Annotated in this window: 16 protein-coding genes and 1 riboswitch; of the genes, 1 reads left to right on the forward strand and 15 read right to left on the reverse strand. The window is 68.9% G+C overall.

Features of this window, described 5'->3' with window-relative positions; translation table 11 throughout:
• Positions 1–40: 40 nt before the first annotated feature.
• Positions 41–412, forward strand: coding sequence for a YgiW/YdeI family stress tolerance OB fold protein (locus tag AC1RAA_RS02590; protein WP_083259096.1), 372 nt, complete (start codon positions 41–43; stop codon positions 410–412).
• On the opposite strand, the gene AC1RAA_RS02595 is transcribed toward AC1RAA_RS02590, so the two are convergent.
• The 15 genes from AC1RAA_RS02595 to AC1RAA_RS02665 all read right to left on the reverse strand — a co-directional run bounded on the left by AC1RAA_RS02595 (position 396) and on the right by AC1RAA_RS02665 (position 17629).
• On the reverse strand, positions 396–5615 hold the full coding sequence (locus AC1RAA_RS02595; RefSeq protein ID WP_492726321.1) for an AAA domain-containing protein: 5220 nt from the start codon (positions 5613–5615) through the stop codon (positions 396–398). The genes AC1RAA_RS02590 and AC1RAA_RS02595 overlap by 17 nt on opposite strands.
• Positions 5612–6850, reverse strand: a complete 1239-nt coding sequence (locus AC1RAA_RS02600) for a M48 family metalloprotease (protein WP_492726323.1) — start codon at positions 6848–6850, stop codon at positions 5612–5614. The genes AC1RAA_RS02595 and AC1RAA_RS02600 overlap by 4 nt, the downstream gene beginning before the upstream one ends.
• Positions 6851–6942: 92 nt before the next feature.
• Positions 6943–7869 carry a cell envelope integrity protein TolA gene (gene tolA, locus AC1RAA_RS02605; protein ID WP_139705471.1) on the reverse strand — a complete coding sequence of 309 codons (927 nt, stop codon included), beginning with the start codon at positions 7867–7869 and terminating at the stop codon, positions 6943–6945.
• A gap of 3 nt (positions 7870–7872) precedes the next feature.
• Positions 7873–8310 carry an ExbD/TolR family protein gene (locus tag AC1RAA_RS02610; protein WP_070060386.1) on the reverse strand — a complete coding sequence of 146 codons (438 nt, stop codon included), beginning with the start codon at positions 8308–8310 and terminating at the stop codon, positions 7873–7875.
• A 36-nt stretch (positions 8311–8346) separates the two neighbouring features.
• Complete coding sequence (gene tolQ / locus AC1RAA_RS02615) at positions 8347–9069, reverse strand: protein TolQ (protein ID WP_070060387.1); 723 nt, start codon at positions 9067–9069, stop codon at positions 8347–8349.
• On the reverse strand, positions 9066–9524 hold the full coding sequence (gene ybgC / locus AC1RAA_RS02620) for a tol-pal system-associated acyl-CoA thioesterase (protein WP_062481580.1): 459 nt from the start codon (positions 9522–9524) through the stop codon (positions 9066–9068). The genes tolQ and ybgC overlap by 4 nt, the downstream gene beginning before the upstream one ends.
• Positions 9525–9585: 61 nt before the next feature.
• Entirely contained in the window at positions 9586–10773 is a 1188-nt protein-coding gene (locus AC1RAA_RS02625; RefSeq protein ID WP_307693838.1) for a pyridoxal phosphate-dependent aminotransferase, read from the reverse strand.
• Positions 10770–11300: a transcription antitermination factor NusB gene (gene nusB, locus AC1RAA_RS02630; protein WP_062481565.1), complete on the reverse strand. Its 531-nt coding sequence runs from the start codon at positions 11298–11300 to the stop codon at positions 10770–10772. Before nusB ends, AC1RAA_RS02625 begins: the two co-directional genes overlap by 4 nt.
• On the reverse strand, positions 11297–11758 hold the full coding sequence (ribH, locus tag AC1RAA_RS02635; RefSeq protein WP_492726328.1) for a 6,7-dimethyl-8-ribityllumazine synthase: 462 nt from the start codon (positions 11756–11758) through the stop codon (positions 11297–11299). Before ribH ends, nusB begins: the two co-directional genes overlap by 4 nt.
• Positions 11759–11764: 6 nt before the next feature.
• Complete coding sequence (ribBA, locus tag AC1RAA_RS02640) at positions 11765–12919, reverse strand: bifunctional 3,4-dihydroxy-2-butanone-4-phosphate synthase/GTP cyclohydrolase II (protein ID WP_492726330.1); 1155 nt, start codon at positions 12917–12919, stop codon at positions 11765–11767.
• Complete coding sequence (locus tag AC1RAA_RS02645; protein WP_492685487.1) at positions 12916–13587, reverse strand: riboflavin synthase; 672 nt, start codon at positions 13585–13587, stop codon at positions 12916–12918. The genes ribBA and AC1RAA_RS02645 overlap by 4 nt, the downstream gene beginning before the upstream one ends.
• An 86-nt stretch (positions 13588–13673) precedes the next feature.
• Positions 13674–14804 (reverse strand): bifunctional diaminohydroxyphosphoribosylaminopyrimidine deaminase/5-amino-6-(5-phosphoribosylamino)uracil reductase RibD, encoded by a 1131-nt coding sequence (gene ribD / locus AC1RAA_RS02650; protein WP_492726332.1) that lies wholly within the window; start codon positions 14802–14804, stop codon positions 13674–13676.
• Between the two features lie 28 nt (positions 14805–14832).
• Positions 14833–15276 carry a transcriptional regulator NrdR gene (gene nrdR, locus AC1RAA_RS02655; protein WP_007836918.1) on the reverse strand — a complete coding sequence of 148 codons (444 nt, stop codon included), beginning with the start codon at positions 15274–15276 and terminating at the stop codon, positions 14833–14835.
• A 33-nt stretch (positions 15277–15309) separates the two neighbouring features.
• A complete protein-coding gene (gene glyA, locus AC1RAA_RS02660; protein WP_139705484.1) occupies positions 15310–16554 on the reverse strand; it encodes a serine hydroxymethyltransferase in 1245 nt (414 codons plus the stop codon).
• A gap of 38 nt (positions 16555–16592) precedes the next feature.
• A riboswitch (ZMP/ZTP riboswitch) is annotated at positions 16593–16719 on the reverse strand.
• Positions 16720–16768: 49 nt separating this feature from the next.
• On the reverse strand, positions 16769–17629 hold the full coding sequence (locus AC1RAA_RS02665; RefSeq protein ID WP_492685489.1) for a lytic transglycosylase domain-containing protein: 861 nt from the start codon (positions 17627–17629) through the stop codon (positions 16769–16771).
• Positions 17630–18176 lie beyond the last annotated feature (547 nt).

Genomic DNA, 18176 nt, shown 5'->3' on the forward strand with positions numbered 1-18176 from the left:
TGCAACCTGGCCTTGGGCCACTCACAGGAGGAATGACCGCATGCATTTCAAGAAGATCCTCAAGACCACCGCGCTGACGTTCGGCGTGGCGCTGCCCATGGCCGCGGCCTGGGCCCAGTACGCCGGCCCGAGCTCGGTGCCGAATCTCACGGTCAAGCAGCTGATCGAGACCGGCCAGGACGACCAGCACGCCACGGTGCGCGGCTTCATCGTCTCGCACGACGGCGGCGAGCACTACACCTTTGCCGACGACACGGGGCGCCTGAAGGTCGAGATCGATGCCAAGTACTTCCCGCCGGGCGTGAAGATCGACGACAAGGTGCGCGTCGAGCTCAGCGGCGAGTTCGACAAGGACCGGCTCACCGGCAAGACCGAACTCGACGTCAAGCGCGTCATCACCGTCCTGCGCTGACCCCCGCCTTTTTCCCGAGCACCTGCTCGACCTGGTCGAGCACGGCCTCGGGGGCGTGCAGCCAGTCCTTGGCCAGCACCTGCATCACCTGCCAGCCGAAAGCGTCGAGGATGCGCGGACGCGAGACGTAGCGTTCCAGCACGTTGTGGCGTGTGCCTTCTTGCGCCGCACCGTCCACGAGGAGGCCCAGCGCATAGTGGCCCTGGCCCGATGCACGCACCGCGAGGTCGCAGCGAAAACGCGACTGACCCACCTGTTCGTCCACCGCATGGCCGCGTGCGCGCAGCGCCTGCGCGATCTGCGCCGTGACGTCGTCCGTGCGCGCCTGCCGCGCCACGTGGCCGCGCGCCAGCGGGTTCATGCCTTCGAGCACGCGCCGCGCCGTGTCCTCGTCGCCGCGTGACAGGCACTCGGCATAGCGCAGGAAGTTCTTCAGCGCCGCCGCGCCTTCGTTGTGGTCGTTGGTGATCGCCTCGTGGCGGATGGTCGAGACCACCGCCATGTGGTGCTTGGCGCGGCTGAAGATCACGTTCAGCCGCTTCTCGCCGCCGCGCTGGTTGATGGGGCCGAAGTTCATCAGCATGCGGCCCTCGGGGTTGGGGCCGTAGCAGATGCTGAGGATGATGATGTCGCGCTCGTCGCCCTGCACGTTCTCCAGGTTCTTGATGAAGAGGCCGCAGAACTGGTCGTCTTCCTCGCGCACGTATTCGGCTTCGAGCCGCGCCGCAAAATCGGCATCGACCGCGCCGAGCGCGTTCAGCTCTTCCTCGATCTCGCCCTGTTGCGCTTCCGAGAACGCCACGATGCCCAGGCTGCGCCCGGTCTCGCGCCGCAGCAGTTCGCGCACCAGCTGCGCGATGTGGCGTGCCTCGCCATCGTTGATGCGGTTCTCGTACACCGCATCGGCCACGCGGTGGAAGCTGATGGCGCGAGAGAGCAGGGCGTCGACCTGCGCCTTCACCGATTCGTCGCTCGGGCTGCGCGACTGCACCACGATCTCGCCGCGCTCGGGCGCGGGCAGGCTGCGGTCGGGAATGGTGTACAGGTTGCCCGCGTAGAAGGCCGCGTTCGAAAAGCCGATGAGCGATTCGTAGCGGCTGCGGTAGTGCCAGGCCAGCAGCGTGGCCGGCAGGTTGCGCGCGCCCTGGTTCAGCAGGCTGTCGGCGTCGAGCACGACGGCGATGCGTTCGCCTTCCTCGCCGTTCTCCGCGTCGTCGCCTGCGACTGACACGGTGTCTTCCTCGGCGTCGCGGCCCGACGAGAAGAAGCTCGTGGGCGGCAGCTGCATCTCGTCGCCCACCACGATGATCTGCGGTGCGCGGTACAGCGCGGGCACGGCTTCTTCGACCGGGATCTGGCTGGCCTCGTCGAAGATCACCACGTCGAACAGGTCGGCCGCGAGCGGCAGCGTGTCGGACACCGACAGCGGGCTCATGAGCCAGATGGGCTTCATGTCGCGCACCACGCGGCCGGTGTCGCCACTGGCCAGTTCGCGGATCGCCTTGTAGCGCATGGTCTTGCCGAACTCGTGCTCGAGCTCACGGCGGCCGGCGTTGTAGCTCTTCTTGAAGACCTTGCCGTCGGCGTCGAGCTGGCTGGCGGGCAGGGCGCTCTTTTGCACGTGGTCGCGGAAACGCTGGCGCACCGCGGCGGCGAGCGTGCGTGCGTTGCGTTCGAGCAGCTTGCGTTCGCCTTCGCCCAGGCGCTGCGCATGGCGTGCGAGCGTGGCGCCGTCGAAACGCGGCAGCCAGCGTTCGGTGCGGTAGACGCGCTCCAGCCCTTCGCGCGCGACGGCGTACTCGATGGCCTCGGGCGGCAGCGGCAGGGTGCGCAGCGCGGCGGCCACGGCCGGGTCGGCGTCGGCCAGTTCCTGCAGCGGCTGGAGCACCGACGGCAGCGCGTCGGCCTGGTCGCGCAATGTGCGGGCCAGCGCGTCGAGCGCATCCAGCGGTTGTGCGCCAGCGTCGTGCAGCAGGTCGTGCCAGAGGGCGTCGAGCGTGTCGACGCGCGGCGCGGCGGCGACGAGCTGCTCGACGCTGCGGCGGCCCGCGTCGGTGCGCAGGTGGACCTGGAACGCCGCGCGCAGGCCGGCGCCGGCGTCGATGCCGCGCATCGCCTGCAGCTGCTGCGCGAAAGCCTCGGCGTCGGTGCAGCCGTAGTCGGTCTCGAGGCGCGCCGCTTGCTGGTCGAGCGCGGTGCGCGCGGCCTGTTCGGCGCGCAGGTCTTCGAGGATCTGGCTGGGCTGCGGACGCACGGCATGCGCGGCGAAGTCGTAGCGGCGCTTGAGCTCGCCCGACAGGCGCCACCACGAGGGCTGCAGCCAGCGCAGCAGCGAGCCCTGCTGCGCGCGGGCCTGCGCGAGCGCGGCTTCTGTGTCGCCGGGCGAGAGCTTGTCGCGCCAGTGGGCGGTGCGCTGCAGCTGCGCGTCGAGCGCCTGCTGCAGCGTGCGTCTTTCGTTCAGGGCGTTGCCGAGCGCGAGGCTGCTCGGGTGCGCCGCGTCAAGCAGCGCCAGTTGGCCACGCGCAGCCAGCGCGGCGACGCTGCGCGCATCGGCCACCACGGCCAGCGCATCGCGCCACAGCACGCCGGCCTCGGCCAGCGGCGGCCAGGCGTCGACCAGCGCATCGCGGCAGGGGGCGCTCAGGTCGATGGCGCGTTCGCTGCGTTCGACCAGCCGCGCCAGCGGTTTCTCCTGCGCCAGCAGCGAGGGCGCGAGCTGCGCGAACACATGCTGCGCGAAGCTGGGCGCGCCCAGGCTTTCGGTCACGGCCAGGTGCAGGCGCGACACCAGCTCCGCATGCCGGCGCCAGACCGCGAAGGCGGGCAGCGCCTCGGCCTGCAGCGGCGTGAGCGACGGGTCACCGGCCTTGAGCGCCACCAGTCGCGACAGCAGCTCGCGCAGCGTCACCGCGATGTGCTCGGGCACGTCGTGCATGGCGGCGTCGAAGCGTTCGAGCGCGCGCAGGTCGAGGTCCATGGCGTCGAGCACCTGCGTGCGCTCGGTGCTTTCCTGCGCCAGCGTGCCGGGCGCCTCGAGCCACAGCTCGTAGGTCTTGCGCAGGTTCTGCACGAAGGCCTTCTTGTCGCCCTGGGAGTCGTGGATCATGCAGCACAGCTCGTCCAGCCCCTGCTGGCGCAGGCGGTGGAACACCACGTCGATGGCGGCGCGCTTCTCGCACACGAACAGCACGCGCTGGCCGCGGCCCACGTAGTCGGCGATCAGGTTGGTGATGGTCTGCGACTTCCCCGTGCCCGGCGGGCCCTGGATGATGTAGCTGGTGCCGGTGCGCGCCAGCGCCACCGCGGCGGTCTGCGTGGCGTCGGCCTGCACCACGGGCCACTGGTCGGCCAGCGGCAGGGCGGGCGGCGTCTCGCCGTCGACGCGGCGCGGCTGCAGCGAGAACACGCGGTCGAAAGCCTCGCTCGCCAGGTCGGATTCGGCCAGCCCCGAGTAGTCGCGCACCAGCGACATCTTGCGGTGGTTGAAGTTGCCCAGTGTCACGGCCGTGAGGTCGATGTCCCACTGGTAGGGGTTGCCGCTGCTCTCGCGCAGCGCGAAGGTCTTGCGCTCGGTGTCGTCGACCGCCGTGGCCGCCATCTGCGGCGCGCGCGGCTGCGGCGCGCCGCCGACGGCCTCGCGCACCGGCAGCGGCACGGGGCGCACGCGCGCATGGAACAGCTGCAGCCCGCGCGGGCGGAAGTCGTCCTGCGCGTAGCTGAAGTCTTGCGAGGCCACCGGCACCTCCGAGGGCGAGCGTACGCGGGTGCGGCGCTTGAACTGCTCGAGCCGCTGGCGCGCGCGCTGGTGCATCACGGCGATCTCGGGCTGCTTCACGAGGCGCAGTTGCACGCCGGGTTCGCTCTGCGCGATCTGCGCCGACAGCTGCGCATGGAATTGCTCGAGCGAGGTCTCGCGCAGGTCCACCGTCTCGGGCAGCGCGATGCCGTAGAGCTGGCGCAGGTGATGGCGCAGCGTGGGGTTCACCTGCGCCTCGCTGGCCGAGGCTTCGAGCAGGTACTGGTCGCGCACACCTTTCTTGCGCGTGAGCTCCACCGGCAGCATCAGCAGCGGCGAGGCGATGCGCTCGGCGCGTTCGGCCTCGCCCTCCTTGAGGTTGTGCCAGCGCAGGAAGGCGATCACCAGCGACAGCTGCGAGAAGCCGTACTCGGCCCGGTCGCGCCGCGCCTCCTGCAGGATGCGGTCGAGCGCGCCGGGCAGGTAGGGCTGGTCTTCGAAGCGCAGCCAGCGCGCCAGCGGCACGGGGTCGCAACTGGCGATGTCGGCGGCAAAGCGGCCGTCCCACACGCACAGCTGGTCGGTGCGGATGCTGTTCAGGTCGACCACCAGCGGCACGCTGGCGACGGTGAGGTTCACATGCGCCTGCGTCGGCTTGAAGTACAGCAGGCGGTTGCGCCGCGACAGGTCGAACAGGCGGTCGCGCAGGTGCAGCTGGATCGCCTGGCGGCGCTGGCCCGCGCCGTCCCTTGCTGGCGCGATGCGGTCCAGGCCGAGGTCGACCGGCTGGTCGCGGTAGGTCTCGAGGCGGCGGATGACCGAGGGCAGGTCGCGTGCGCGCTCGTGGCGGTCGAGCGCGGTCATCTCGAAGATCACGGCGGCCACCACCGGGTGCAACCGGCGGTTCAGCTCGAACAGGTTGCCGCGGTGCGTGGCAAAGCGGGTCAGGTCGTCGCCGTCGGTGAAGTCGAGCCCGCACGACAGGCAGGCCAGCACCTGGCCCAGGCACAGGATGTCGCCGAGCGCGTCGTGGTGGCCCAGGCGCAGCTCCCACGCGGTGTAGCCGGGCAGGTAGACGGGGCGCGTGGGCACGGTGTCGGGGCCGGCATCGGGCATCACCGCGAGGTTCTCGAGCGCGACGCCGGCGTCGGCATCGACGGTCAGGCGCGTTTCGCCGACCACGCGCAGCACGGAGGCGGCGGGTTGTTCGAGCGGCGCGATGGCCTCGGGGTGGCGGCGCGGCGCGGTGCCTTCGGGCTGGGCCAGTGCCAGCGCGGGTTCGGCGGGCGCGTCGGTCACGCGGTAGGCGAAGGCGTTGCCGAGTGCGGCGACGTGGCCGAGTTCGTGCAGGGCCGAGACCTCGCGCAGCAGCGGCAGCACGAGCTTGAGCACGTCGTCGGTCTGCAGGCCGCCGTGGGCCTCGGCGGTGGCGAGGAGTTGCAGGAGCGGGGCGGGAGCGAGGGTCATGCGGCGGCGGCCTGCGAAGAAGATGTGGCGGCCCTGTCGAGCAAGGCCGCGGCGTCGCGCTTGACGCGGGTGAAGTTGCGCTTGGACAGACCCAGGTCCTTCAGCACGCGCTGCTCGAAGGGCGTGTCGCAACCGAGCGCATCGGCCAGGCCCAGCGCGGCGGCGAGGGTGACGTCGTCCATTTCGGGATCGGCGGCGACGAAGTCGACCAGCACGCTGGCCAGGTAGTCGTGCAGGCCGGCGGGCGCGGGCTCGGGCAGCGGCATCGCCGACGTGGGCGGCGCGAAGTCGGGGAAGAAGCGGCGCGCATGCGCCAGCAGCGACTCCGACTGCAGCACGGGCCGCTGCAGCAGCTGCGCCAGGGTGCCGCGCGTGAGCGCGCTCACGCGCTGCTGGCCGAGCACGTCGAGCGTGGCCAGGTCGAGCGGACCTTCGAGCGCGGCGGCCAGCCATTCGTCGGCGTCGTGTTCGCGGCCCGCCCACAGGCGCAGCGCGCGGGCGCGCACGAACACCTCGGGGTGGCTCACGCCGCGCGTCTGCAGCGCCTTGTTGCCGGGGTCGGCGCAGATTTCTTCGGCCTGCGCGAGGTAGCTCGCCACGTTGACCTGCGTGAGGCCCGTCTCGATCTTGATGAGCGCGCTCACGGCGGGTTCGAGCGCGCCGCAGGCCACGCAGCCGCCGCGGTCGGCAAAGGCCTCGGTGTACAGCGCATGGCGCCGCGCGGCCTGCAGGTGGCTCGCGTCGGCGCGCGGGTCGGCCGCCGTGGCGTGCAGCAGGCGATCGACGACGTGGTGCTTGCCGCCGTCGCGCTCCCACAGCAGGTAGTGCGCCAGTTCGTGGCCGAGCACGGCCTGGCGCTCGGGCGGCTGCAGCTTTTCGAGCAGCGGGCCCGAGAGCACGATGTGCGCCTCACCCGGCACGACGTAGATCGCGGCGTTCATGGCCGCGCCGTCGCCGGACGGGGCCTGGTAGAGCGTGAGGCGCGCCGTGACGCCCAGCCGCTGCGCGGCCAGGGTGGCGTCGGCGTGCAGGTCGGGGTGCGCGTCGGCGTCGAGGCGGTAGGCGCTGCGCAGCAGTTCGGCGCGCATGGCGGCCGTGTGTTTTTCGCGCGCTTCGGCCGAAGCGGCCCAGCGCCAGGCCTCGGGTTCGTTCGCCTGGAGGTGGGCGGCCAGTGCCTGCTGGTAGGGCAGCGGCGTCAGGTCTTGGAGGCGAACGGCAGGGAAAGAGTCGACCATGTCAGGAGCGCCAGCAACAATGAGTTGCCGACGATCCTAAACGAGCGGGTGGTGTCGCTTGCAATCACCCACGATGTGGGTGATTGCGAGTGTCAGCGCTTGGGCTTGAGCGTGACGATCAGCGAAGGGAAGATGCGCCCGTCCGTGTCGCGCGGCAGCTTGTCGGTCTTGCGCAGGCCGCGTTCGGCCGCTTCGTCCCAGGCCGGCAGGCCGCTGGACTTGGCGAGCTTGACGCCGACGATGGTGCCGTCGGGTGCCAGCCGCACTTCGAACTCGGCCTCGGGGTTGCCGTTCACGCTGTCGGCATCGGGGAAGGTGATGTTCGGGCGCACGGCGGCGGCGATGCGGCCGGCATAGCCGCTGGACGGGCCGGACGAACGCTGGGCGTTGCCCTTGGCATCGTCGCTGCCGCTGGCGCCTGCCAGGCCCTGCATGCGCTTGAGCGTCGCAGCGCGGTCGGCGGCGGCCTGCTTGGCGGCTGCCTCTGCCTTCTTCGCTTCGGCCTGCTTGGCCTCGGTTTCCTGCTGCTTCTTCTGCTCGGCCAGTTTCTTCTGCTGCTCTTTCTTGCGCTCGGCCTCTTCCTCGGCGCGCTCCTTGGCCTCGAGCTCCTTCTTCTTTTGCTGCTGCACGCGCTGCTGCTCGAGCTCGCGCTCCTTCTGTGCCTTCTGTTCCTTGAGCTTCTTCTCGCGCTCCAGCGCGATGTCGGGCGCAGGAGCGGGCGCCGGCTCGGGCGGCTTGACGGCCGGGGGAGGCGGCGGGGGCGGAGCGGGCGCAGGCGGCGGCGGTGCGGGCACGGGGGCCGGCGGCTCCGGCACCGACAGGCGCGGGGCGGCCTGCATCACCGTGGTGGACCACAGCTCGGCATCGACCGCGCCATCGTCGGCTTCGCTGCGCCAGCGCACGCCCCAGGTGAGGGCGGCGATCAGCAGCGCATGAGCAATGAGGGCGAGCGCAACCGCGCGGGGCGTGCCGCGTTGCGGCGGCGGCGCGAACTCGGGGCGATCCAGGGCGAGCGACATGCCTTATTTGCCGCCCGTGGTCGTGACCGACAGCCCCACGCGCTCGATGCCGCTGCGCTTGAGCTGGTTCATCGCCTTCACGACGGTTTCGTACTTCACCGACTTGTCGGCGCTGATGACCACGGGGCGCTGGGCATCGCCGCCTTGCGCGGCCTTGGCCGCCGAGCCGATCTGCGTCATGGGGATCGACGCGCCGCCGGTGCCGGTGGACGGGTCTTTCTTGATCTGCACTTCGTCGTCGCTCTTGATGACGATCTCGATGGGCTTGTCGGGCTGCTTGTTGGCGCGGTCGACCGTCGGCAGGTTGATCACGCTCGGCGTGATGAGCGGGGCCGTGACCATGAAGATGATCAGCAGCACCAGCATCACGTCGATGAACGGGACCATGTTGATCTCGTTGATCGTGCGGCGGCCGCGGCCCCGGGATGAAACGGCGGGCATGTCGTCGCGTCCTTTGTCTCTTGTGCGCGCCGCTCTTCAGCGGTTCGCGGCGGTGACCGAGGCGGCGGGCGTCACGGCGCCGGGGTTGGCCGAGAGGTTGCGCTGCAGGATGTTGGAGAACTCTTCGATGTAGGTCTCCAGGGCGATGGCGATCTTGTCGATCTCGCGCGCGAAGCGGTTGTAGCCGACCACCGCGGGAATGGCGGCGAACAGGCCGATGGCCGTGGCCACCAGCGCTTCGGCGATGCCGGGCGCCACGGTGGCCAGCGTCACCTGCGTGAGGGCGGCCAGGCCGGTGAAGGCATGCATGATCCCCCAGACCGTGCCGAAGAGGCCCACGTACGGCGACACCGAACCGACGGTGGCCAGGAACGACAGGTTCTGCTCGGCCGCATCGAGTTCGCGCTGGAAGCTCGCGCGCATGGCGCGGCGGGCGCCGTCGAGCAGCGTGGCCGCGTCGGTCACGTGGCGCTCGCGCAGCTTCTGGTACTCGCGCATGCCGGAGGCAAAGATGCGCTCCATGGGGCCGGCGAACTTGGCGTTCTGTGCCGCCGAGGCGAACAGCTCGTTCAGGCTGGTGCCCGACCAGAACTCGCGCTCGAAGTCGTCGTTGAGCACACGGATGCGCTTGAGGGCGAAGTACTTGCGGATGATGGCGGCCCAGCTGGCGACCGACACGATCACCAGCAGCAGCACGACCAGTTGCACCACGAAGCTGGCGTGGAGCAGGAGATTGATGATGGAGAGATCTTGGTTCATGGCTTGAAAGGTTGAGTCATGGAGCCGCTGGAGTGCTCGAGGGTTCCCGAAACTTGGGCCGGAATGCGCGCAGGGCGCAAGGTGGCGGCGTCCACCCAGCCAATGCGGATCGTGCCTTCGCACAGCAAGACCGGTGCCGCGGCCCCGGTGCGTTCTTGCTCTGTTTTTGATAGCACGCGCTGACCGATTATCAACGACGCGGTGCCCAGTTGCCGCAGCTCGGCTGTAACCAGCAGTTCGTCGTCCAGCCGCGAGGGCCGATGGTATTTGAGCTGCGTTTCGCTCACCACGAACTGGCCGCCGGTGGCTTCCTTGAGCTTGCGCTGCTCGACGCCCAGGGAGCGCAGCCACTCGGTGCGACCGCGCTCCATGAACTTCAGGTAGTTGGCGTAGAACACGATGCCACCCGCATCGGTGTCTTCCCAGTAAACGCGGATCGGAAACTCGAAAGTCATTTGCATGCCTCCGTGCTTCGCACTGCGGCGCGAGCTTGCTTGGGGCGGCCCGGCGCTACGCTCATTGGGCGATCATGGCCCGCAGGCGCTCGACCGCTTCCTGCAGGTGCGCCATCGAGCTGGCGGTGGAGAAGCGCACGAACTTCGCGGTCTCTGCCGTGCCGAAGTCGCGGCCCGGCGTCACGGCCAGGTGGGCGCGCTTCATGGTCTCGAAGGCGAAGTCCCAGCTGCCCGAGATGCCGAGCTTGTCGGCCACGCTCGTGCAGTCGGCCCAGGCGTAGAAGGCGCCGTCGGGTACCACGGGCACGTTCAGGCCCAGCGCGTTCAGTTGCGGAATGAACCAGTCGCGGCGTGCCTTGAACTCGGCGCGGCGGCGTTCGTACTCGGCGATGCTCTCGGCCTCGAAGCAGGCCAGCGCGGCGTACTGCGACACGGTGCTCGCGCAGATGAAGAGGTTCTGCGCCAGGCGCTCGACCACCGGCACCAGCACTTCGGGAACCACCAGCCAGCCCAGGCGCCAGCCGGTCATGTTGAAGTACTTGCTGAAGCTGTTGATGCTGATGACGTTGTCGTCGATGGCCAGCGCCGTCTGCCCGAAGGCATCGTCGTACGACAGGCCCAGGTAGATCTCGTCGATCAGCGTGATGCCGCCACGCTGCGACACCACCTCGTGGATGCGGCGCAGCTCGTCGGGCGCGATCGAGGTGCCGGTCGGGTTCGAGGGCGAGGCCAGCAGCACGCCGCGGGTCTTGTCGGTCCAGGCGGCCTCGACCTTGGCGGCGGTGAGCTGGAAGCGCTCCTCGGCCGTGGTCGGCACCAGCACGGCCTTGCCGTCCGCAGCGCTCACGAAGTGGCGGTTGCAGGGGTAGCTCGGGTCGGGCATCAGGATCTCGTCGCCCGATTCGATCAGCGCGAGGCAGGCCAGCTGCAACGCGGCCGAGGCGCCGGCCGTGACGACGATGCGGCGGGCCGGCACGTCGACATTGAAGCGCTGCTTGTACCAGCCGCTGATGCGCTCGCGCAGGTGATCGAGGCCGGTGGCCTGCGTGTACTGCGTGGCGCCGGCGCGCACGGCGCGGGCGGCGGCTTCCTGCACCAGGGGCGGGGCGGTGAAGTCGGGCTCACCGATGTTCAGGAAGATCATCGGACGGTCGGTGTGGGCCACTTCACGGGCCAGCACGCCCGCGGCTTTCGCCACCTCCATCACATAGAACGGTTCGATGCGCTGCGCGCGCGTCGAGATCCTCATGGGCGCGCCTTGCCGGTGGCCCGGTCGGCTTCCACTTCGAGCGGACGCAGCTGCGGCGCCAGGCCGTTGAGCACGGCGTTCACGTACTTGTGGCCGTCGGTGCCGCCGAATTCCTTGGCAAGCTCGATGCACTCGTTGAGCACCACGCGCCAGGGCACGTCAGGGCAGTTCTGGAACTCGTACACGCCGATCCACATCACGGCGTGCTCGATAGGCGAGATCTCTGCGAACTTGCGGTCCAGCAGCGGCAGGATCAGCGCGTCGAGCTGCTCGGCGCCGTTGATCGAGCCGTGCAGCAGCGCGTCGTAGTGCGCAGCGTCGGCCTTGTGGAAGCCCGCGAGGTCGCGCGTGAAGTGGTCGATGTCGGTCGGGTCGTTGCGGCCCACCAGGTGCTGGTAGAGCGCCTGCAGCGCGAACTCGCGCGCGCGGCTGCGGTTCGACTTGGCCGCGGCCTTGCGTGCGCCCGTGCTGGTGAGGCCGGTGCGCGACTGGCGGGGCTTGGCGGACTTGGAGGTGTCTTCGGTCATGAAAGGGTGGCCAGCAGTTGTGCCATCTCGACCGCCACCTGGGCTGCGTCGCGGCCCTTGTCGGTCTGGCGGGCGACGGCCTGTTCGAGGTTTTCGGTCGTGAGGATCGCGTTGGCGATGGGCAGGCGGTAGTCGAGCGCGACGCGGCTCACGCTCGCGCCCGATTCGTTGGCCACCAGTTCGAAGTGGTAGGTCTCGCCGCGGATGATGCAGCCCAGCGCCACGAGCGCGTGGTAGCCGCCGCGCTCGGCGAGCGCCTGCAGCGCCACGGGCACTTCGAGCGCGCCGGGCACCTGCACATGGTGGATGTCGGACACGGCCACGCCGAGCGCCTCGAGCTCCGACAGGCAGGCCGCGGCCAGTGCGTCGGTGATGTCGGCATTGAAGCGCGCCTGCACGATGCCGATGCGCAGGCCTTTGCCGTTGAGGGTGATCTCGCCCTTGTTGGAACCTTGCATGGTCGTTCAGTCTTTCGTGAGGTAACCGGCGATTTCGAGGCCGAAGCCGGCGGCCATGCTCGGCATGCGACGCGGCGCGCCGAGCAGGTTCATCTTGTGCACGCCGCATTCGCGCAGGATCTGCGCGCCGATGCCGTAGTTGCGCAGGTCCATGCGGCCGCGCTCGGGCGCTTGCGCGGGGCGCGCGGTGCCGTCGAACTGCGCGAGCAGCTCGGCCGCGGTTTCGCCGCAGTTCAGCAGCACGGCCACGCCCTTGCCTTCGTTCGCGATGTGCGAGAGGCTGGCGTCCAGGCTCCAGGAGTGCATCGGGCGGTTGACTTCGAGCGCGTCGAGCACCGACAGCGGCTCGTGCACGCGCACCGACACCGTGTCTTCAGGCGCCCACTGGCCGCGCACCAGCGCCAGGTGCACGCCACGGCTGGGCTTGTCGATGAAGGCGTGGGCGGTGAAGGTGCCCCAGTTGGTCTGGATCTCGCGGCAGCCGACTTTTTCGACCAGCGATTCGACGCGGCTGCGGTGCTCGATGAGCGCGGCAATCGTGCCGATCTTGAGGCCGTGCTCGGCCGCGAAGATCTGCAGGTCGGGCAGGCGGGCCATCGTGCCGTCTTCGTTCATCACTTCGCAGATCACCGAGGCGGGCGAGCAGCCGGCCATGGCGGCGAGGTCGCAGCCGGCTTCGGTGTGGCCGGCGCGCATGAGCACGCCGCCGTCCACCGCCTGCAGCGGGAAGATGTGGCCGGGCTGCACCAGGTCGGCGGCCACGGCGTTGCGTGCCACGGCGGCCTGCACGGTGCGGGCGCGGTCGGCGGCCGAGATGCCGGTGGTCACGCCTTCGGCCGCCTCGATGGAGACGGTGAAGGCGGTGGAATGCTTGGCGCCGTTGCGCTGGACCATCGGCGGCAGTTGCAGCCGCTCGCACATCTCGCGCGAGAGCGTGAGGCAGATCAGGCCGCGCGCGTGGCGGGCCATGAAGTTGATGGATTCGGCGGTGATGTGGTCGGCGGCGATGACGATGTCGCCTTCGTTCTCGCGGTCTTCCTCGTCCACGAGGATGACCATGCGGCCGGCGGCCAGCTCGGCCACGATGTCTTCGACCGGGGAGATCGGTGCGGGTGCACGGTCGGCGCGCGGGGCGCCGATCGGCGTGACGGAGGCGTTCATTTCGAAGTGTCCTTGGGAGACGTGGAAGACGTCAGAGAGGGGGTGAGCATGCCGGCCTGAAGCATGCGCTCCACGTAGCGCGCCACGGTGTCGATTTCGAGGTTGACCTTCGAGCCGGCCTTCAGGCCGCCGAGGGAGGTGTTTTCCACGGTGTGCGGGATCAGGTTGATGCTGACTTCGGCGCCATCGGCGATGTCGCTCACGCTGTTGACCGTGAGGCTCACGCCGTTGATGGTGATCGAGCCCTTGTAGGCCAGGAAGCGCGCCAGCGCGGGCGGTGCGACCACGCGCAGCTCCCAGCTTTCGCCGACCGGCGCGAAGAAGCTCACGTGGCCGATGCCGTCCACGTGGCCCGAGACGATGTGGCCGCCGAGGCGGTCGCTCGCGCGCAGGGCCTTCTCGAGGTTGATGCGGCTGCCTTCGTCGGTCAGGCCGGCCGTCTTGTCGAGGGACTCCGCGGAAATGTCGATGGTGAATTGCCCGCGTTCAGGTGCGAGCGTGGTGACCGTCATGCAGGCGCCGTTGAGCGCGATGCTGTCGCCGAGCCCGACGTCGTCGAGGTAGCCGTCGGGCACCTCGATGCTGAGTCGCTTGCCGTAGGAGGAGGAGGTGCCGAGGTCGTGGATGGCGGCGATGCGCCCCACGCCGGTGATGATTCCGGTGAACATTTCCACATTTTCGCAGACATCGAGGGGTCTTCGGCCCGAAGGGCCGGTTTGCGGCTGCGAATGTGCCGCGCCGCGTGCGCGGCGGCTCAGAAGCGGTCGCGGCCGGCGACGCGCGCGACGATGCGCAGGTCGGGCCCCAGCATGTCCACCGACTTGAATTCGAGCGGCAGCGCACCCGCCAGCGAGGTGAGCGGGCCCTCGGCGTGCAGGTGGCTGGCGATGTCGAGCCCGCTGCCGATCAGCTTGGGCGCCAGGTACACCAGCAGCTCGTCCACGCAGCCTTCGCGCAGCAGCGAACCGTTGAGCTTGTGGCCCGATTCGACATGCAACTCGTTGACGCCGCGCGCCGCGAGGTCCTGGAGCATCGCGGGCAGGTCGACCTTGCCGTGCAGGTTGGGTAGGCAGGTGATGGTGGCGCCGCGAGCTTCGAGTGCGGCCGCCTTTTCTTCGTTGTGCCGGCTCGCGGCGTAGATCCAGACGGCGCGGCCAGCTATGAAAATGTGAGCGTCGGGCGAAGTCTGGAGGTGGCTGTCGACGACCACGAGGTGGGGCTGGCGCGGCGTGTCGACCAGGCGCACGTCCAGGCGCGGGTTGTCTTCGAGCAGCGTGCCGACGCCGGTCAGCACGGCGCCGGTGCGGGCCCGCCAAGCGTGGCCGTCGGCGCGCGCGGCTTCGCCGGTGATCCACTGGCTCACGCCGTTGTGCAGGCCGGTGCGGCCGTCGATCGAGGCGGCGATCTTCATTCGAACCCAAGGCTGCTTGCGGACCATGCGGCTGAAGAAGCCAATGTTGAGTTCGCGGGATTCGTCGGCGCCCGGTCCGACTTCGACCTCGACGCCTGCCGCGCGCAGCCGCGCAAAGCCTTGTCCCGCCACGAGCGGGTTCGGGTCGGCGAGCGAGGCCACGACGCGGCGCACGCCGGCGGCGATCAGTGCGTCGCAGCAGGGGCCGGTGCGGCCGTGGTGCGAGCAGGGTTCGAGCGTGACGTAGGCGGTGGCGCCCGCAGTCGAATGGCCTTGGGCTTGCGCGTCGCGCAGCGCCATCACCTCGGCGTGCGGACCGCCGGCTTGTTGCGTGTGGCCCTGGCCGATCACGCGGCTGTCGGCGTCGCACAGCACGCAGCCGACGCGCGGGTTCGGGTCGGTCAGGCGGATCGCGGAGGCGGCCAGCCGCAGGGCGGTCGCGATGTGGGAGGCGTCGTGTCGGGAAGAGGACATGGCGGGTTCGTTCACGCCTTCTCGGGGGTCAGATGTCGCGCAGCAGCTGGCGGAACTCGTCCACGTCCTCGAAGCTGCGGTACACCGAGGCAAAGCGCACGTAGGCGACCTTGTCGAGTTTCTTGAGTTCGCGCATCACGAGTTCGCCGACTTTCGTCGAATCGATTTCGCGCAGGCCGCTGGCCAGGAGCTTCTGTTCGATGCGCAGCAGGGCGTTGTCGATCTGCTCGATGCTCACGGGGCGCTTGCGCAGCGCCAGCATCATCGAGGCGCGCACCTTGGTCGAGTCGAAGTCGGCGCGGCTGCCGTCCTTCTTGACCACGACGGGGAAGTTGACGTCGGGGCGCTCATACGTGGTGAAGCGTTTGTCGCAGGCGCTGCACTGGCGGCGCCTGCGGACGAAGTCGGCGTCTTCCGAAACGCGGGTCTCGACGACCTGCGTTTCGAGATGACCGCAAAAAGGGCATTTCATGCGGCCAGTGCTTCTCTTCTTCTATTTACGAAATCAACGGTAGACAGGGAAGCGGCTCGTCAAGGCGTGGACCTTGGCGCGCACCGCGTCGATGTTCGCCGCGTCGCGCGGGTTCTCGAGCACGTCGGCCACCAGGTTCGCCGTGATGCGGGCCTCTTCGTCCTTGAAGCCGCGCGTGGTCATGGCGGGGGTGCCGATGCGCACGCCGCTGGTGACCATCGGCTTTTCCGGGTCGTTGGGGATCGCGTTCTTGTTGATCGTCATGTGGGCGGCGCCCAGCACGGCTTCGGCTTCCTTGCCGGTGATGCCCTTGGAACGCAGGTCGACCAGCATGACGTGGCTTTCGGTGCGTCCGCTCACGATGCGCAGGCCGCGCGCGGTGAGGGTGTCGGCCACGATCTGGGCGTTCTTGACCACCTGTTGCTGGTAGGCCTTGAACTCGGGCGTCAGGGCTTCCTTGAACGCGACGGCCTTGGCGGCGATCACGTGCATCAGCGGGCCGCCTTGCAGGCCGGGGAAGATGGCGCTGTTGATCGCCTTCTCGTGCTGCGATTTCATCAGGATGATGCCGCCGCGCGGGCCGCGCAGGCTCTTGTGCGTGGTCGAGGTGACGATGTCGGCGTGCGGCACCGGGTTGGGGTACACGCCCGCGGCCACGAGGCCGGCGTAGTGGGCGATGTCGACCATGAAGATCGCGCCGACGTCCTTGGCGACCTTGGCGAAACGCTCGAAGTCGATGTGCAGCGAGTAGGCCGAGGCGCCCGCGATGATCAGCTTGGGCATGTGCTCATGCGCCTTGCGTTCCATCGCGTCGTAATCGATGGCTTCGTTGGCGTCCAGGCCGTAGCTCACCACGTTGAACCACTTGCCGCTCATGTTGAGAGGCATGCCGTGGGTCAGGTGGCCGCCTTCGGCCAGGCTCATGCCCATGATGGTGTCGCCGGGCTTCAGGAAGGCGAGCATCACGGCTTCGTTGGCCGAGGCGCCGCAATGCGGCTGCACGTTGGCGGCGTCGGCGCCGAAGATCTGCTTGACGCGGTCGATGGCCAGTTGCTCGGCCACGTCGACGTGCTCGCAGCCGCCGTAATAGCGCTTGCCTGGGTAGCCTTCGGCGTACTTATTAGTGAGCTGCGAGCCCTGGGCGGCCATGACGGCCGGCGAGGCATAGTTCTCGCTGGCGATCAGCTCGATGTGGTGTTCCTGGCGCGCGTTTTCGGCTTGAATCGCAGCCCAGATTTCGGGATCGGTCTGTTCGACCAGGATATTGCGTTGGTACATGGCAGTCCTTTGAAGACGAGGTCCTTGTTCAACCAAACAAGGGCTGCCCAGGCGAACGGCTGAACGCCTGTTGTGGTCAGGCGGCACGCTTCCCAGTGGTATTCCACGTCAGCGCGTGGCACCTTTTTCAGGGTGCTGCGCCTATCGCCAGTCGCGTACAGGCCGAGTGTAGCGCAGGCCTGCACGCATCCGGGCCGGGAGGGCCGGCAAGGCCTCAGGAAACTGCGGAGAGCAGGGCGACCTTGGCCGGCTCGCTGCCGGTGGCAGGCTCTTCACCCACGGGCTTGGCCGGTGCCACGACCGGGATCGGCTGTGCGCGCGCCGTGGTCGGCGGCGGCACGACCATCGTCGACGGCGCGCGGCCGGCGGCAACCTGGCGCAGGCGCTCGTGCTCGGCCAGCACCTTGGCGGCATAGCCGCCGTCGTCGTCGAGGTTGGCGGCGCCCACGTAGTAGCGCAGGCCGCCTTCGAGCGAGCCGGCGCGGGCGATGCATTCCTGCAGCACCTTCACGCCGACGCGCATGTTGGTCACGGGGTCGAAGGCGGTGAGCGTGCCGCCCGCGCTTTCGTACTTGTCGCCGTGCACGCGCGTCATGACCTGCATCAGGCCCTGGGCACCGACGTGGCTTTGCGCGAACGGATTGAAGCTGGACTCGATGGCCATGATGGCCAGGATCAGCGTGGGGTCGAGCTTGGTGCGCTTGCCGATCTGGTAGGCCTCGGAGACCAGCACGCTCAGCGGTTCGGCCGCGACGCGGTACTTCTTGCTGAGCCAGTAGGCCACCGCCGCCTGCTGCTTGGGCAGCTCGTCGGGGCTCGCGGCCGTGGTGCGCTCGATGGCGGTCGGCTCCAGGTCGGTGGGTTCGGGCGCGGGCTTGCGCGACTGCAGCCAGCCCATCAGTTGTTCCTCGCCGGTCTTGCGCAGGTCGGGGCGCGCCACGAGGGCGAGGGCCGCGAACACGATGGCCAGGCCGACCAACGCAAACCCGTTGTGGGTGATTTCAAAAAAGCCGTCTGCCACATCGGACACGAAGGTCCGTAGCCCGCGGGCTGTGGCATCAAACGCCTTGCTCATCGCTTTTTTCCTTTCTGTGCGGCACCTGGCATGCAGCGCCTGAAAGGGCGGTGGATGAAGGCAGCGGCGCTTGGATTGGTATGTACGAATCAGGCTCCGCGCATGGAGGGGGTGTGGGGTAGGGAGCGCGGCGGCCTGATCACGCCGGTGGAATTCGGCAGCGGATTCAGGGAGGCCCTGCTGCGTCCGGCAGCAAGGGCAGGCGGGATTCTATCGTGGCTAAATACACGGTCAAGCATAAGGATTTGGCTTCATATGTTAATAAGTGCTTGAAGAATCCCCCCGTCCGAGGGGCTGCCAAGGGGAACGGGCCTACGGGAAATCCCTTGGAAAAAGGGATTTGCAAAGGAAGGGTGAGACGCCTAATCTGGACGGGCCTGAGGTTTCAGGCGTTTTTCCGAAGTCAGGCAGTCCGAGGTGCAAGTCAAGGACTCGAACGATGGAGGACTCCACGGCGGCAATCTCTTGCTGCCAGCACGGCGGGAACCATTACTTCCGGTCGCGCGAATCGATGGCATGGGTTTTGAGCCCGCCATCAAGCCCGGTG

This window comes from Variovorax sp. GW823-FHT04F07, from assembly GCF_058795995.1.